The organism is Streptomyces sp. NPDC001381 (assembly GCF_042895685.1).
GTDB lineage: Bacteria > Actinomycetota > Actinomycetes > Streptomycetales > Streptomycetaceae > Streptomyces.
This window is the reverse complement of record NZ_JBIAWO010000001.1, coordinates 1,558,895-1,575,002: the sequence shown is the minus strand read 5'-3', so window position 1 is coordinate 1,575,002 and position 16,108 is coordinate 1,558,895. Positions and strand designations below refer to the sequence as shown.

The following is a 16,108-nucleotide window of genomic DNA, read 5'->3' as shown; positions in this document are numbered from 1 at the left end:
TGACGAAGGGCGCCCCCCGGTCCTCGGGGGGCGCCCTTCGCCTGTCTGCCGGCTCAGACGGTCGCCGCGACCGGCTTCGGGCGGGGCTTCTTCTTGGCCTTGCTGTCGCCGCTGAACGCCTCGTACGCGTCCATGACCTCCTCGGTGGGGCCGTCCATGCGCAGCTCGCCGCGCTCCAGCCACAGCACCCGCTCACAGGTCTCGCGGATCGAGCTGTTGCTGTGGCTGACCAGGAAGACGGTGCCGGCGTGCTCGCGCATCTCGCGGATGCGGTCCGCCGAGCGCTTGCGGAACTGCGCGTCACCGGTGGCCAGGGCCTCGTCGATGAGGAGCACGTCGTGGTCCTTCGCGGCGGCGATGGAGAAGCGCAGCCGGGAGCCCATGCCGGAGGAGTACGTGCGCATGGGCAGGGAGATGAAGTCGCCCTTGTCGTTGATGCCGGAGAAGTCGACGATCTGCTGGTAGCGCTCCCTGATCTGCTCGCGGGACATGCCCATGGCGAGGCCGCCGAGGTAGACGTTGCGCTCGCCGGTCAGGTCGCCCATCAGGGCCGCGTTGACGCCGAGGAGGGAGGGCTGGCCGTCGGTGTAGATACGGCCGTTCTCCACCGGCAGGAGGCCGGCGATCGCCTTGAGCAGGGTCGACTTGCCGGAGCCGTTGGTGCCGATCAGGCCGATCGCCTCGCCCTTGCGGGCGACGAAGGAGACGTTCTTGACCGCGTGCACCAGCCGGGTGCCCGCCGCCTTCTCGGCCTGCTTGCGGCGCAGGATCCGGTTGAGGGCCGCGGTGGCGCTGCCGCGGCCGCCGCCGGTGCCGTTGACCCGGTAGACGATGTCGACGCCGTCGACGACGACGGTGGGGGCCCGCTCGTCGAGGGGCTGGATGGGGTGTGCGGTGTCAGCCACGGCCGTACGTCTCCTCAGCCTTCCAGAAGTAGATGAAGCCGCCGACGCCGGCGAGCAGCGCCCAGCCGGACGCGAGCGCCCACACGTGGGGCGGCAGCTGATCGGCGTGGAAGCTGTCGATCAGCGCGAAGCGCATCAGGTCGATGTACACGGCGGCGGGGTTGGCGCGCAGCACGTCCCTGACCCAGGACGGCCAGTCGGTGTGCTTGCTGAGCAGGTTGTCGATGCTCCACATCACGCCGGACACGTACATCCAGGTGCGCAGCACGAACGGCATCAGCTGGGCGATGTCCGGGGTCTTCGCGCCCAGCCGGGCCAGGATCATCGAGATGCCCGCGTTGAAGACGAACTGCAGGGTGAGGACCGGCAGGACGAGCACCCAGGACAGGGCCGGCGGCACGCCGACCGCGAACAGGATGATCAGCAGCGCGGCCATCGAGAACAGCAGCTGCTGCAGCTGCTGGAGGCAGTACGAGATCGGCAGCGCGGCCCGCGGGAAGTGCAGGGCCCGCACCAGGCCGATGTTGCCGGAGATGGACCGGGTGCCCGACATGATCGAGCTCTGGGTGAACGTCCACACGAACACGCCCGTGACCAGGAAGGGGATGAAGTCCGGCACGCCCTTCTTGGTCTGCAGCAGCAGGCCGAAGATGAAGTAGTAGACGGCCGCGTTGAGCAGCGGGGTCATCACCTGCCAGATCTGGCCCAGCTTGGCGTCGCTGTACTGCGAGGTGAGCTTGGCGGTGGCGAAGGCGGTGATGAAGTGGCGGCGCGCCCACAGCTGACGGATGTACTGGGGCAGGGAGGGGCGGGCACCGCTGACCGCGAGGCCGTGCCGGGCGGCGAGGGCCGCCAGGTCGTCGTGGGGTGCGGCCATCGGGGTGGGCGGTGTGTGGAGGACCTGGCTCACATCCGCTGCTTTCACTCGGGGGTGGGGGTGCGTGCGGTCGTCCGGCCGCACGGCCGTCGCCCGGCGTTCTCTTACGGTTCTCTTCACGTTTTCTTACGTCGGGACGGGACCGTATCGTCGCAACGTGAGCGTAGGGCTTCTTCACGTCGGAACGCAACCGTTTCGTCGTAACGCCCTATGCTGGTCCGCATGACGACGAACGCGACGAACGCCGACGAACCGCAGGCGAAGCCGCGCCGCCGGGCTCCCGCGGGCGCGGCCGTGCTCCGCGAGGATGTGACGGAAGCCATCCGGGCGGCCGTGTTCGAGGAGCTCGCGACCGTCGGCTACGCGCGGATGTCCATCGAGGGCATCGCCCGGCGCGCCGGCGTGGGCAAGACCGCGGTGTACCGGCGCTGGCGCTCCAAGCTGCACCTGGTCCTCGACCTCGTCTCGGCGCTCGCCGTGCAGGGCCTGCCCGCCCCGGAGACGGGCAGCCTGGAGAGCGATCTGCGGATGCTGTACGAGGTCACCGCGCGGGCGCTCCGGCATCCCGCGGCCTCGCAGATCATCCCGGACCTGCAGGCCGAGGCGGCCCGCAACCCCGAGATCGCCGAGGCGCTGCAGAAGGCGCTGCGGGAGGGCCAGGAGGGCGTCGCACTGAAGATCGTGGCGGCGGCGGAGCGGCGCGGCGAGGTCCGGACGGGGCTGGACGAGGAGCTGGCGCTCGATCTGATCTCGGGTCCGCTTTACTGGCGTTCGGTGGTGATCCGCAGTCCGAAGCTGCCCAAGGGCTATCTGGGCGCGCTGGCGCGGGCGACCGCCGAGGCGATCAAGGCGCTGTGAACGGACGGCTCCGGTCGCCCTGACGGGAGCGACGGGAGTCGAGGTGGCATGAGAGTCGTGATGGCCGAGGACAACGCCCTGCTCAGAGAGGGCCTGGTCCTGCTGCTGACATCGGCCGGGCACGAGGTGGCGGCCGTCGCCGGCTCCGGCCCCGAGATCCTGCCCGCGCTGCTGGAGCACCGGCCCGACGTGGCGGTCCTCGATGTGCGCATGCCGCCCGGCTTCCGTGACGAGGGGCTGCGGGCCGCCCTGGAGGCCCGCGAGCGGATCCCCGGACTGCCGGTGCTGGTGCTCTCCCAATACGTCGAGGAGTCCTGCGCGGCCGAGCTGCTCGGCGGCGGCGCGAGCGGCGTCGGCTACCTGCTGAAGGACCGCGTCGGCCGGGTCGACGAGTTCCTGGACGCGCTGGAGCGGGTCGCGGGCGGCGGCACGGCCCTGGACCCCGAGGTTGTCACCGAGCTCATGACGCGCCGCAAGGACGCGCCGCTGGACCGGCTCACCCCGCGCGAGCGCGAGGTGCTCGGACTCATGGCCGAGGGCCACGACAACACGACCATCGCCACCACGCTGGTCATCACCGAGCGGTCGGTCAGCAAGCACATCGGCAACGTGTTCCTGAAGCTGGGCCTGCCGCCGAGCGACACCGGCCACCGCCGCGTGCTGGCCGTGCTGGCCCATCTCAACAACAGCTGATCCTCCGCGCGGACGATCATCACGCCGGCGGACGAGTCCGACGAACCGGGCGGCTGCGGGCCCCCGGCCCCCGGCGCCCTAGACCCGTGCTGCCTCCGGATGGTGGTGCAGCCAGCCCTGCCAGGCCGAGGTGATCATGTCCTGGACGTCGTGCCTGGCCTTCCAGGTGAGTTCCGTGGCGATGCGGTCGGCCGAGGCGACCACCCTTGCCGGGTCGCCGGGGCGGCGGGGGGCGATGGTGGGCGGCCGGTGGCGGCCGGTGACGGCGTTGACGCGGTCGATCATCTCGCGGACCGAGACGCCCTCGCCCCGGCCGATGTTGAGGGTGAGGTCGCGGCCGGGGGAGGAGCGCAGGGCGTGGGCGGCGGCCACATGGGCCTCGGCCAGGTCGACGACGTGGATGTAGTCCCGCACGCAGGTGCCGTCCGGGGTCGGGTAGTCGTCGCCGAAGATGCGCGGCGGGGCGTTCTCGGTGAGCTTCTCGAAGACCATCGGGATGAGGTTGAACACGCCGGTGTCCGCGAGTTCCGGGGCGGCCGCCCCCGCCACGTTGAAGTACCGCAGCGAGGCCGTGGCCAGCCCGGTGGCCCGGCCCGTGGCGCGGACCAGCCACTCGCCGGCCAGCTTCGTCTCGCCGTACGGCGACATCGGCACGCAGGGGGTGTCCTCGGTGACCAGGTCGACGTCCGGCATGCCGTACACGGCGGCCGAGGAGGAGAACACGAAGCACGGGACCCGGGCCGCGGTCACCGCCTCCAGCAGGACTCTGAGCCCCTCCACGTTCTCCCGGTAGTAGTGCAGCGGCCGCTCCACCGACTCGCCGACCTGCTTCTTCGCCGCGAGGTGGACGACGCCGGTGACCGCGTGCTCGGCGAGGGCGCGGGCGACCCGCTCGGCGTCCAGCGTCGAACCCACCACCAGGGGCACCCCGGCGGGTACGCGCGCGGCGATGCCGGTCGACAGGTCGTCGTAGACCACCGCCCGCTCGCCCGCCCGGGTCATCGCCCGTACGACGTGCGCCCCGATGTAGCCGGCGCCACCCGTGATCAGCCAGGTCATGTCGCGACCTTCCCCCTCGTCACTCGCTCGGTCGATCCGCGGACAATTGCCGCAATGGAGTCGTCTCACAGTGAAGCAGGCGTGCGGCTCCCGTGCAGGGTCTGTGGACAACTGACGGCGCGTTCCGCGGCGCGCGCCGTGCTCGCGCGCCACAGGCGCACGTACGAGAGCGCGGCCGCCGCGAGCAGCAGGCCGTTGCGCAGGACCATCAGCCCGGTGCCGGTCCAGGTGCACTCGATGACCTCGCCGTACTTGACCGGGAAGATCACGGCGCTGAGCGCGGTCGAGGCAAGGATCAGCGCGGCCACGGGCCGCTGGGTGGTGTGCCGGGAGGTCAGGCAGACGGCGGCCAGGCCCACCAGCCAGATCATGTACTGCGGGCTGATCACCCGGCTGGTCACGGTGAACAGCAGCACCGCGCTGAGCGCCGCGTCGTACGGCACGGCCTCGGTCCAGTGGCGGGCGCGGATCCGCCACCACAGCAGCAGGCCGAAGGCGACGGCGGTGAGGGCGAGCGAGGCGTGCGCCACGCTGGAGACGTACGGTCCGGTGAACTCCATCGCGCCGTACCGGTAGTGGACCTTGCCCGGCCAGTCGGCGTGGGTCGCGAGCGACAGCAGCGTGCCGCCCAGGGACTCGATCTGCACGCCCCTGCCGCCCTGCTGGAGCAGGAAGGCGAGCGGGTTGCGGAACGCGAACACCAGGAGCAGGAACACCGCGGCCCCGGTCAGCGCCACCGACGCCCACACCGACCGGGTCTCGCGTCCCCGTCGCACGCCCACCAGCACGAGCACCGGCCACACCTTCACCAGCGCCCCCAGGGCGGCGAACGCCCCGCCCACGCGCGTGGAGCGGGACAGTGCCAGCAGGGAGATCACGGCGAGGGCGGTGACCTGCACGTCGTAGCGGGCGAACGGGACGCGGACCAGCAGGGGCAGCCCGCCCACCCACACCGCCGCCCCGGCCAGGGTGCGGCCCGGCCGGGTGCCCGCGCGGGCCAGCGCGCACGCGACCGCCGCGTCCGAGAGGACCGTGAGGGCGACGAACGCCTGGAAGTACGTCCACCACGGCAGCAGCCCCGGCGACAGCAGGACGACTCCGGCGCCCGGCGGGTACTGCCACAGCGTGTCGTGCGCGGGGAAGGCGCCGTGCGACAGGACGCCGTACCAGTGGTGGTACGTGCGCCACACCTCCCGGCTCACCCGGCCGCCCAGGATCCCGAGGGAGTCGTGGGCGAGCAGCCACAGCATCAGGGCTCGGGTGGCCAGCCAGGCGGCGGCGAGGGCGAGAAGAAGACGACGACGTTCCATGACGGCGGATCGTAAGCCGCTTGAATGCCTCTTTAGTTCAGATACTCCGTCAATAGCCAAGAAGCGGTACTAAATCGCACAAAATGGGCCCGTGGACATGAGGAACGCGGGGAGTGCGGAGGGCCGGAGGCCGTGGCGTGCGGCCGTGGCGGTCGCCGCCCCCGCCGGGGTCATGCTCGCGCTCGGCCTGTGGGGACTCGACCGCGGGGGCATGTGGCGGGACGAAGTGGTCACCTTCCAGGTCGCGCGGCGCTCGGTGCCGCAGATCTGGCGGCTGCTGCACGGGGTGGACGCCGTGCACGGCCTGTACTACCTCCTCCTGCACACCGTCCTCGCCGTCCGCCCCGGCGAGGTCGTCCTGCGGCTGCCGTCCGTGGGCGCGGCGGTCGCCGCCGCGGGACTGGTCGCGGCGCTCGGCGCACGGCTGGCCCGGCCGCGCGTCGGGCTGTGGGCGGGCCTGCTGTACGCGACGACCCCGCTGGTGGGCCACTACGCGCAGGAGGGCCGCTCGTACGCGCTCGTCGCCGCGGGCGCGGCGGCGGCGACCCTGCTGCTCGTCCGGGCGCTCCAGGGACGCTCCTGGTGGGCGTACGGCGTCGCCCTCGCCCTCACGTGTCTGCTGCACGAGCTGGCGGTGCTGCTGGTGCCGGCCCACGCGGTGACGCTGCTGTACGCGCGCGTGGGGAGGCGGGCCTGGGCGCGATGGGGTGCTGCGTCCGGCGCCGCCGGGCTCGTCCTGCTGCCGCTCGCCCTGGTGTCGAGCTCCCAGTCCGGTCAGGTGGCGTGGCTGCCCCGGCCGGGGCCGGGCAGCGCGCACCGGCTGCTGCACGCGTTTCTCGGGCCGGGCGGGCCGGTCTTCTGGACCTGCCTGTTCCTCGCGCTCGTCGCCCTGCCGGGCCCCCGCCGCCTCACGCTCGCCGCGGTCGCCCTGCCGTGGGCCGTCGTGCCCCCGCTGACCCTGCTCGCCGTCTCCCAGCTCCGCCCCATGTACGACGACCGCTACGTCCTGTACGCCCTCGCGGGCGCCCCGCTGCTGGTGGCGACGGGCGCGGACCGGCTGCTCGGTGCGGCGTCCTCGTGGACTCCGGGCCGGTTGTCCGGTGCGGCGTTCTCGCGGACTCCGGGCCGGCTGCCCGGCGCGGCGTCGTCACGAACTCCGGGCCGGCTGCTCGGCGCGGTGTCCGCGCGGACCCCTTCGCGGAAGGCCCGGGCCCGGGCCACCCGGCGCCCCGCCCTGCGTGTCCTCGCCCCCCTGGCGGGCGCTCTCGCCGTCGTCCTGGCGTTCGCCCATCATCTGCCGCTGCACCGCCAGGACCGTACGCTGCGGGCGCGTCCCGACACGCCGGCCGCTGTCTCCGCGCTGGCCGCGCGGGAGCTGCGGGCGGGGGACGCCGTGGTGTTCCTGCCGGCCATCGGGCGGCGGGCGAAGGCGGCGTACCCGGAGGGCTTCCGGGGCGTGCGGGACGTGGCGCTCGCCGCTCCCGGGCCCGTCTCGGGGACGCTCTACGGCCGTGAGCGCGGCGCCGCCGAGCTGCGGCGCCGGCTGCTCGCCCTGGACCGGCTCTGGGTGTTCGCCGAGCCGTACGCCCTGCGTTCCCCGTGGTACCCGCGCAATCCGGTCGAGCGGGTCAAGCTGACCGTCGTGACGGAGGACTTCGTGCCGGGCGAGCCGAGGCGTGAGTTCGTGCGGGACGGGGTCACGCTGCGGCTGTACACCCGCCGCCCGCCGGCCCCCGCCTGTTCCGCGGCCCTCACCTGCTCCCCGGCTCCTCCTCCAGCGCGGCCGCGTCCAGCGCGCCGGTGAGCTGGTCGAGGCGCTCCCGCAGTTCGCTGATCTCGTCCAGCCGGAACCCGGTCGCCGATACGATCCGGCGGGGGACCTCCAGCGCCCGCTCCCGCAGCGCGTCGCCCTCGTCGGTCAGCCGGATCTCCACCGAGCGCTCGTCGCGCGCGCTGCGCTCCCGGCGGACCAGGCCCGCCGACTCCAGCCGCTTCAGCAGCGGGGAGAGCGTGCCGGAGTCCAGGCGCAGGTGTTCGCCGAGCTTCTTCACGGGCAGCTCGCCGTGCTCCCACAGGACCAGCATCACCAGGTACTGGGGGTAGGTCAGCCCGAGTTCCTTCAGGATCACGCGGTAGACGCCGTTGAAGGCGCGCGAGGCGGCGTGCAGGGAGAAGCAGATCTGGCGGTCCAGGAGCAGCCAGTTCTCCGGCGGGGCGGGGGAGGGGGTCGGGGTCGGGCTGTCGCTCATGCCTCCAGGATAGCCCCGGCGGGCCATTTAGTTGTGCGCAATTGAATTGTGTGCTCTACTTGTCTCCGTGAGCGGCCCGGGTGCGAGAAGCGCCCGGGCCGGCCACACCCGTCACAGACTTCCGAGAGGGATGGTTCATCCATGGACGCGCTCTACACCGCAGTCGCCACCGCCACCCATGGCCGTGAGGGCCGCGCCGTCACGAACGACGGCAGGATCGACCTCGCGCTCGCCATGCCGGTGGAGCTGGGCGGCAACGGTCAGGGCACCAACCCGGAGCAGCTGTTCGCCGCCGGCTACGCGGCCTGTTTCGGCAGCGCGCTCGGTCTCGTCGGCCGTCAGGCGAAGGTCGACGTGAGCGAGGCCGCCGTGACCGCCGAGGTCGGCATAGGCAAGCAGGGTGAGGGCTTCGGTCTGAAGGTGACGCTGCGCGTCGAGCTGCCCGACACGCTGGACGAGGCGACCGGCCGCAAGCTGGTCGAGGCCGCCCACCAGGTCTGCCCGTACTCCAACGCCACCCGCGGCAACATCGACGTCGACCTCGTCATCGAGTAGGCACCACGGACGGCCACCCCCGGGAGCGGCTATTCCCCGGAAAGCCGCTCCCGGGGGTTCTCCGTCGAGGGCGACACCCGCGCCAGGACCTCCCCCGTCCGCCGGCTCCACGCCACCACCACGGCCTCCTCGGGCACCGGGTGCCAGCGCGTCAGCAGCAGCCAGCGGATGCGGTAGCGACGGGCGATCGCCAGCCGCTCGGCGCGGGTGGAGTCGTGGTCGAGATAGGCGCGGACGTCCGCCAGCCGGCGCAGCCGCACCCGCTCGTCCAGCGACGCGTCCGGCCAGGCGGGCGCCGCGAGGTTGGGGCCGTATCCGGCGATCGCGTGGACGGCGTAGTACCCGTCGGTGACCACCACCTCGCCGGGACCGATGTGCCGGGCGGCCCAGTCGTACGCCGGCCAGTGCGGCGGCTGGTCGAAGCCCACCGGGTCCAGCGCGCGCGGCACGACCGCCCCCGCCTGCACGGTCAGCAGCCCCAGCGCGGCCCCGCAGACCGCGACCGCCCCCAGTGTCCGCCGCCACACCCCCCACGGCCGGGGCGCGGCCAGCTCCACCGCCAGCGCGAACTGCGCCGGCACCAGGGTCAGGCCGAGGATCCGCCCGTAGGTGTAGTGGCCGCTGGCGAACCCGTACGCCACCACCAGGCAGTCCAGGGCGAACATCAGCACCAGCGGGTCGCGCGGCGAGCGCCGCCCTCGCGCCCACAGCGCGGGCAGGCCCAGCAGCGCCAGCCAGAAGTGGCCGGTCATCCCGTCGTACAGCCGCCGGTGCATCGCGTCCACGCTGCCGTCCCCGGCCAGCGCGAACACGTCGAAGTACGGCCAGCCGGCCGTGACCAGCAGCGCCGCCGCGCCCGCCGCCGCCCAGCGGGCCGCCACCGCCGGCCGCCACTCGCGCTGCCACCCCAGGACCACGGCGACACCGCCGGTCACGGCCGCCACCGCCGTGATCGGATGCACCAGCAGGATCACCCCGTACAGCGCGCCGAGCCCGGCGTACCCGGTGAAGCCGCGCAGCCCGCTCGGGCCGACGTAGCGGACCAGGCGTCCGTCACGCGCGCGGGTCGCCGTCAGGGCCCACGCCCAGAAGGCGGCCCCGATGGCGAAGGTGGACGGATAGCCCAGGTTGCCGGTCATCGACATCAGGCCCAGATAGCCGCTCCACCAGGCCCGTTCCGTGCCCCACAGCAGGGTCATCGCCGTCAGCGCGAGAACGGGCGCCCACGGTCGTGGCGTCAGCGCGCGCACGAAACGGCCGATGCCGGTCAGCAGCACCAGCAGGTTCAGCGGCCCGGCGACCCGCAGCACCTCCCACCCCGTCAGCCCGGTCAGCCGGGCGAACGCGCCCTCGGCCACCGCGTACGGCGAGTAGTAGGGACTGCCCGCGCCCGGCAGATCGGCCATCGGATGCCGGGGCCGGAGCAGATCCGCCTCGAGGCGTTCGACGACCGCCGCGTGCACACCCGCGTCGCAGCACAACGGCACCCGCCAGAACGCCAGCGACATCACCAGCCAGAACAGGAAACCGAAGACCTGGTACGGACTCGGACGCCACACCCGCCCGCCGCGCAGCGCCCTGGCACCGCGCACGGGCCGCCGGGTCAGGACACCGGCGCTCACCGGACGGAAACCAGAAAGCGGCATACAAGGGCAAAGTTGCGCATCAGGGGCATTGGTCGTATCTTCCCGCCCGCGTCAACGGCCTTGCCCGACGTCACCCCATCGAGTGAGTCCGATCGGGCGGCCCGGACCGCTCCTGCGCCGGCAGCGCGACCCGCTCCCGCACCAGCACCGACTCCAGCAGCAGCGGCACCCCCAGCACCGGCAGCAGCCACGCCAGCACGATCAGCCGGTCACCCCAGATGTTGATGTCCGGATGCCCCGCCTGGGTCAGGATCCCGGTGAACGCCGCGGCCACGACGAACACCCCGGCCGCCCGACGCGCCCTCAGCACACCCCACGCCCCGGCTGCCAGTGCCGCCACGAACAGCGGCTCCCACAACTGCCGGCGCGACCACTCCACCCAGAAGTTCACCTGAAGGTGCAGGAACTCCGGCCACACCCGCGTGCGGTCCGGCCGGGAGAAGTGATGGGTCAGCAGATCCTGGAGGCTCTCCGACTCCGCCGGATAGTGCAGCAGCCGGGCCAGCAGCATGGTCCCGACCACCCCGCAGCAGCCCGCCGCGGTCACCACGGCCACCCCGCGCCCCGGCGCCCGCCCCGCCCGCCGCCGCCGTACGGCCAGCAGGCCGCCGGCGGCCGCCAGGCACAGCCCGAGGAACAGCGCCTGCGAGTGCTTGACCGTGAACAGCGCGGCCAGCGACCCCCCGACGAGCCACGCCGCCTCCCGCACCCGGCGCCCGCCCTCGTCCAGGGCCAGCACGCACCCCCACACCGCGGCCAGCGTCAGCGCCAGCATCAGCCCCTCGGTCATCGGGCGCATCGCGGTCGTGCCGCACGGCAGGACGTAGTACAGGGCCTGCCCGGTCAGACACACCAGGGCCGGCGCGCGCAGGGCGCGCAGCACCAGGAAGGCCAGCACCCCGCCCGCCACCGTCACCGCGACACCCGCCAGCCACAGCCCCCACGTCACCCCGAACAGTGTGAGGAACGGCAGCAGGAACACCGGATACCCGGGCCGCGCCTCGAAGATCCGCATGAAGCGCTCCGGCATGAACGGCACGGTGTGGCCGCCGGTCTGTCCCGCCCTCAGCCGCCCCCCGACGTTGCGCCACTCCCGCTCCCGGCACTCGGCCTGCACCCGGCGGGTGGGATCGGGTCCGTGGAAGCGGACCACGTCCACGCTCTGCCGCCGGGCCGCGATCGAGGCGCCGCTCAGACAGGCGTAGTCGATGGTCGCCTCCGCCGCCTCCCGTTTGCCCTCCCCGCGCAGGCTCAGCGCGTACGACAGGTAGTTCTTGGAGTCAGGGGTGTCCCGGCCGGTGACGTTCGCGAGCTGGAGCACCGCGAACACGGCGGCCAGGACCAGCACCCAGGTGCGGGGACGCCACCTGAATGCGGCGGCATCTGCGGATTCAGTGACATAAGGGGATTTCATGGCATCTGGACTATCACGCCTGCCGGGCGTTCAGGTCGACGCGAGCTGCTCGTGCGCCGCGCTCGGACCGGGCACCCGCACCGGCGTCCCGTCCGGGAACTCCTCGCCCAGCAGCAGCCGCCGTACGACCCGCTCGGCGGCGCGCCCGTCGTCGTACTCGCAGAACCGCGCCCGGAAGTCCGCCCGCAGCCGGGCGGACTCCTCGTCCCGCCAGCTGCCGGAGGCCAGCAGCCGGACCAGCTCGGGGTAGGTGCGCGAGACATGGCCGGGCGCCTCCGCGGTGATGTCGAAGTAGGCGCCCCGGCTGGCCGCGTACGCGTTCCAGTCGTCGGCGTGCACCACGATCGGGCGGTCCAGGTTGGCGTAGTCGAACATCAGGGCCGAGTAGTCGGTGACCAGGACGTCCGAGGCGAGCATGACGTCCTCGACGTGCGGCTCGTCGGTCGCGTCGACGAGCACCCCGCGCCGGTGCAGGTCCGACAGGCCCATCCCGCGCGCGTGCCCGGTCGCCAGGGACGGGTGCAGCCGTACGACCAGGGTGTGGCCCTCGCCGAGGTCGGCGGCGAACCGGGCCAGGTCGATCCGGTCGACGTGCCCGCCGCGCACGTACTCCCGCCGGGTCGGCGCGTACAGCACGACCGTGTGCCCGGCCGGGACGCCCAGCCGGGCACGCACCGCGGCGCCCGCCTCCGCGTCCGCGCCGACCAGCACGTCGTTGCGCGGGCTGCCGGTCCGCGCCGACGCGAAGTGGCACGGGTACGCCCGCTCCCACACCAGCTCGGAGTGCCGGTTGGCGACCAGGCTGTGGTCCCAGCGGTCGGCGCGGCGCAGCATCTGCGGCACGTCCACCCCGTACCGGGCGCCGGGCTTGGCCAGCAGATCGGCGGCCATGTACTTCAGCGGGGTGCCCTGGTGGGTGTGGATGTGGACGCTGCCCGGGCGTTTGGCGAGCGTGCCCGGCCAGTTGACGTTGTTGACGAAGAAGCCGGCCCGCGCGGTCACCCGGCGGTACTCGGGGGAGTCCAGGAGCACGTGCTCCACCCCCTCGGGGAGCCGCGCGGCCGTCTCCTCGTCGCGCACCACCCACACCCCGCGCAGCTGCGGGGCGATCTCCAGCGCCTTGCGGTAGACCGCGCCCGGGTCGCCGAGCACGCCCCGGTGCGAGAACGCCGAGTACACGACGAGCCGCGGATCGGGCGCCCGGCGCGGCCGCACGCCGTCCAGCCCGTGCCGCACCCGGCCCGCGGCCGCCCGGCGGACCAGCCCGCCGCGCCGCGCCAGTTCCCGCCCGGCCCGCTCGGCCTGCCGCCGCACCCGGTAGGCGGCGTACCCGCCCTCCAGCACCCGCAGTCCGGCCGGGACGGGCTCACCGGCGGGCTTGTGGGCGCGGAACATCTCGGCCGTCCGGCGGAAGAACTCGCCCTTGTCCGAGGGGGGCAGCCGGTCCGGCTTGGCGAGGATGTCCAGGCAGTGCTCGCCCATCTTGCGGTGCAGGAAGGGCCGCCAGTCCGCCAGCGCGGGGCGGGAGTCGACGAAGGCGAAGACCCGCTCGTACTGGTCGTGGATGTCGAAGTGCTTGCGGCTGGTGGTGGACAGGATGTTGCCCTGGCGGCGCTGGCGGTAGTTCAGGCAGATCCGGTCCAGCGTGGCGATCCGCTCCGCGCTGAGCATGACCGGGAACGTCCAGGGGGTGTCCTCGTAGTAGCCGGGCGGGAACGCGAAGCCGTTCGCCTCGACGAAGGCGCGCCGGTAGACCTTGTTCCACACGACCATCAGCAGGTCCAGGATCTCCGGGCGTTCGGCGGCCGTGAAGGTGCCGTCGCCTGCCTCGGTGAGGAGGTGCGCGAGGGCGTTGCGGCGCGTGCCGCCCCACCAGTAGGTGCGCGCGTAGTCGAAGACCAGCACGTCCGGGTCCGCGGCCTCGGCCAGCCGGTCGGCCATCGCGCCCAGGGCGCCCGGGGTGAGGGTGTCGTCGCTGTCGAGGAAGAACAGGTAGTCGCCGGTGGCGAGGGGCATCCCCGCGTTGCGGGCGCGGCCCAGGCCGACGTTCTCCGGCAGGTGCAGCACCCGGACGCGGTCGTCGCGGGCCGCGAACTCGTCGAGGATCGCACCGCAGCCGTCGGGCGAGCGGTCGTCGACGGCGATCACCTCGAAGTCCCGGTACGCCTGGTCGAGCAGCGAGTCGAGACACTCGCGCAGGAAGCCCTGCACCTTGAAACAGGGGACGATGATGCTGAAGCGGGGCACTGCGGGGGTCAGCTCCTTACGAGGGGGGAGGCGGCCGGGGCCGGGACGCGCTCGGCGAGCGGCCGCACGGGCGGGATCGCCTCCGGGGGCTCGCCGAGCAGCACCCTGCGCACCACGCGCTCGGCGGCGCGGCCGTCGTCGAACTGGCAGAAACGGGCACGGAACGCGGCCCTCAGCGCCTGGGAGCCGGCGGAGGCGTACGCGCCGTCGCGGAACACGCGCGCCAGCTCCTGCGGGGTGCGGGCCACCGGTCCGGGCGGGGCCGCCATCAGGTCGAAGTACACGCCGCGCGTCTCGGTGTACACGTCCCAGTCGTCGGCGTACACGACGATCGGGCGGTCCAGGTTGGCGTAGTCGAACATGATCGACGAATAGTCGGTGACCAGCACGTCGGCGGCCAGACAGACGTCCTCGGAGGAGCGGTGGCCGGTCACGTCGATGATCCGGCCGGTTCCCCGGGAGGGGCCGCGGTCGTAGAAGTAGTGGGCGCGCAGCAGGACGACGACGTCCTCGCCGGCCGCCTCGCAGAAGGCCTCCAGGTCCAGGCCCGTCTCGAAGCCGGTCAGGTGGTCGCGGTGGGTGGGCGCGTACAGGACGGCCGTCTTGCCCTCCGGCACGCCCAGCTCCCGCCGCACCCGGGCCACGTCCCGGGCCGTCGCCGTGTAGAAGACGTCGTTGCGCGGATAGCCGTACTCCAGGTGCTCGTACCGGCCCGGGAAGGCGCGCTCCCACATCTGCGTGGAATGGGTGTTGGAGGAGAGGTTGTAGTCCCAGCGGTCCACGCGCCCGAGCAGCTTGGTGAAGGAGCCGGTCGCGGCCGCCGTCACCGGGTACGTCGACTGGTCGACGCCCATCTTCTTCAGCGGGGTGCCGTGCTGCGTCTGCACATGGACACTGCCCTCCCGTTTGACGACGCCCTCCGCGAAGTTGGCGTTGTTGACCAGGTACTTGGCGCGGGCCAGCACGTCCCAGTAGCGGCGGCTGCCGATGACGGCGTGGTCGATCCCCGCCGGCATCGCGTGCGCCTGGTCGGGTTCGACGAGGAACACCGAGCGGATGTGCGGGGCGAGTTCGGCGGCCTTGGCGTGGATCGCGGCCGGGTTGCAGGCGTAACCCCGGCCCCAGTAGGCGCAGTACACCGCCAGGCCGGGGTCGATACGGCGGCGCAGCCGGCGCCGGTAGAACAGGCGCGTGCGCAGACCCCGGGGGCGCGGCACGCGCTGGGCGGCCGCCGACACCTTCTGGTTGGCGCCGCGCAGCGCGCGGAACGCGGTGTACGCCCCCGCCGCGAGGAGCCGGTGCTGTACCCCCAGACTCCCGCCCGGCCTGCGGAAACCCGCCGGCCGGTGAAGGCGGTACAGCCTGCCCGCGCGGCGGAAGAAGGCCCGGCGGCAGCGGCCCGGCAGCCGGGCGGGGTGCGCGGCGGTCTTGAGGACGAGGGTGAACAGCTGCTCGAACAGCGGACCCAGCCGGTCGGCGGGCAGGCCGAGTTCAGCGGCCCGCGTCAGCACCAGCTCGGCGCGGTCCAGCAGTTCGGTGTGGTGCGCGCCTGGCAGGTTGAGCCGGCTGCCCTGCCGGCGCAGCAGATGCCGTACGACGACATGGCGCAGCACCGCGATCCGGCCGGCGTTCAGGGTGACCAGGCCGCCGAAGCCGACGTCGGTGAAGTGGCCCTCGGGGAAGGCCAGCCGGTGCTCGCCGAGGAAGGAGCGGCGGTAGGCGGCGCTCCAGGCGGGCAGCTGCACACCGGTCACCCGGGGCGCCTCGGCGGGGGAGCAGGCGCCCTTCGGGGCCCTCGCCAGCAGCGGGGCCGCCGGGTTCGTCGGCTCGCCCTCCCACCACGGGGTGCGCTCGTGCTCGAAGTACAGGACGTCCACGTCACCGGTCGCGGTGAGGCGGGCGTCCAGCGCCGTCAGGGCGCCCGGGGCGAGGGTGTCGTCGCCGTCGAGGAACAGCAGGTACCCGCCCGTCGCCGCCCGCATCCCGGTGTTGCGCGCCCCGGCCAGGCCCGCCGACGGCGGCGAGTGCACCGGTGTCACCCGCGCGTCCCGTTCCGCGTACCCGGCGGCGACGGCGGCGGCCGGGGTGCCGGGCGCGTCGCAGACCGGGATCAGCTCGAAGTCGCCGAAGGACTGGGCGAGGACGGAGTCCAGCGCCAGGGACAGCCGGCCGGCCACCCCGTGGGACGGGACGATGATGCTGAAGCGGGGCATACTGCTCTCTCTGTGGTGATCTGTGCCGCTCTGCGGCCGCGCTCTGTGCCGTCGGCCGCCCGGTACCGCCGTGTGCCGCTCT

At 73.2% G+C, this 16,108-nt stretch carries 13 protein-coding genes; 4 read left to right on the top strand and 9 right to left on the bottom strand.

All coding sequences use genetic code 11. The annotated features are described in order from the left end of the window. Positions 1-53: 53 nt before the first annotated feature. Positions 54-905: an ABC transporter ATP-binding protein gene (locus tag ACFY2L_RS06990; protein WP_390660253.1), complete on the bottom strand. Its 852-nt coding sequence runs from the start codon at positions 903-905 to the stop codon at positions 54-56. Further along, a complete protein-coding gene (locus ACFY2L_RS06985; protein WP_390660252.1) occupies positions 898-1,815 on the bottom strand; it encodes an ABC transporter permease in 918 nt (305 codons plus the stop codon). Before ACFY2L_RS06985 ends, ACFY2L_RS06990 begins: the two co-directional genes overlap by 8 nt. Before the next feature lie 189 nt (positions 1,816-2,004). Between ACFY2L_RS06985 and ACFY2L_RS06980 the strand changes: the two genes are divergently transcribed. Next, the gene (locus tag ACFY2L_RS06980; RefSeq protein WP_390660251.1) at positions 2,005-2,640 is read left to right on the top strand and encodes a TetR/AcrR family transcriptional regulator; all 636 of its coding nucleotides are present in this window, start codon (positions 2,005-2,007) and stop codon (positions 2,638-2,640) included. A 48-nt stretch (positions 2,641-2,688) separates the two neighbouring features. Then, entirely contained in the window at positions 2,689-3,333 is a 645-nt protein-coding gene (locus ACFY2L_RS06975; RefSeq protein ID WP_390821671.1) for a LuxR C-terminal-related transcriptional regulator, read from the top strand. 78 nt (positions 3,334-3,411) lie between these two features. Here the strand turns inward: ACFY2L_RS06975 and galE are convergent, their stop codons facing one another. Beyond that, entirely contained in the window at positions 3,412-4,392 is a 981-nt protein-coding gene (gene galE / locus ACFY2L_RS06970; protein ID WP_390821670.1) for a UDP-glucose 4-epimerase GalE, read from the bottom strand. A 65-nt stretch (positions 4,393-4,457) separates the two neighbouring features. Continuing rightward, positions 4,458-5,702, bottom strand: coding sequence for a glycosyltransferase 87 family protein (locus ACFY2L_RS06965; protein WP_390660248.1), 1,245 nt, complete (start codon positions 5,700-5,702; stop codon positions 4,458-4,460). A 97-nt stretch (positions 5,703-5,799) separates the two neighbouring features. Here ACFY2L_RS06965 and ACFY2L_RS06960 point away from each other — a divergent pair, with 97 nt between their 5' ends. Then, positions 5,800-7,506 carry a glycosyltransferase family 39 protein gene (locus ACFY2L_RS06960; protein ID WP_390821715.1) on the top strand — a complete coding sequence of 569 codons (1,707 nt, stop codon included), beginning with the start codon at positions 5,800-5,802 and terminating at the stop codon, positions 7,504-7,506. Here the strand turns inward: ACFY2L_RS06960 and ACFY2L_RS06955 are convergent. Beyond that, positions 7,454-7,951 (bottom strand): MarR family winged helix-turn-helix transcriptional regulator, encoded by a 498-nt coding sequence (locus ACFY2L_RS06955; RefSeq protein ID WP_390660247.1) that lies wholly within the window; start codon positions 7,949-7,951, stop codon positions 7,454-7,456. The genes ACFY2L_RS06960 and ACFY2L_RS06955 overlap by 53 nt on opposite strands. A gap of 141 nt (positions 7,952-8,092) precedes the next feature. On the opposite strand from ACFY2L_RS06955, the gene ACFY2L_RS06950 reads away from it, so the two are divergent. Then, positions 8,093-8,506: an organic hydroperoxide resistance protein gene (locus tag ACFY2L_RS06950; RefSeq protein ID WP_390660246.1), complete on the top strand. Its 414-nt coding sequence runs from the start codon at positions 8,093-8,095 to the stop codon at positions 8,504-8,506. Positions 8,507-8,535: 29 nt separating this feature from the next. Here the strand turns inward: ACFY2L_RS06950 and ACFY2L_RS06945 are convergent, their stop codons facing one another. The 4 genes from ACFY2L_RS06945 to ACFY2L_RS06930 form a co-directional block, all read right to left on the bottom strand. Continuing rightward, entirely contained in the window at positions 8,536-10,128 is a 1,593-nt protein-coding gene (locus ACFY2L_RS06945) for a hypothetical protein (protein WP_390821669.1), read from the bottom strand. A 94-nt stretch (positions 10,129-10,222) separates the two neighbouring features. Beyond that, positions 10,223-11,500 (bottom strand): hypothetical protein, encoded by a 1,278-nt coding sequence (locus ACFY2L_RS06940; protein WP_390821714.1) that lies wholly within the window; start codon positions 11,498-11,500, stop codon positions 10,223-10,225. Positions 11,501-11,596: 96 nt separating this feature from the next. Further along, a complete protein-coding gene (locus ACFY2L_RS06935; protein WP_390660243.1) occupies positions 11,597-13,813 on the bottom strand; it encodes a CDP-glycerol glycerophosphotransferase family protein in 2,217 nt (738 codons plus the stop codon). 8 nt (positions 13,814-13,821) lie between these two features. Continuing rightward, positions 13,822-16,026, bottom strand: a complete 2,205-nt coding sequence (locus ACFY2L_RS06930; protein ID WP_390821668.1) for a CDP-glycerol glycerophosphotransferase family protein — start codon at positions 16,024-16,026, stop codon at positions 13,822-13,824. Between the last annotated feature and the right edge of the window lie 82 nt (positions 16,027-16,108).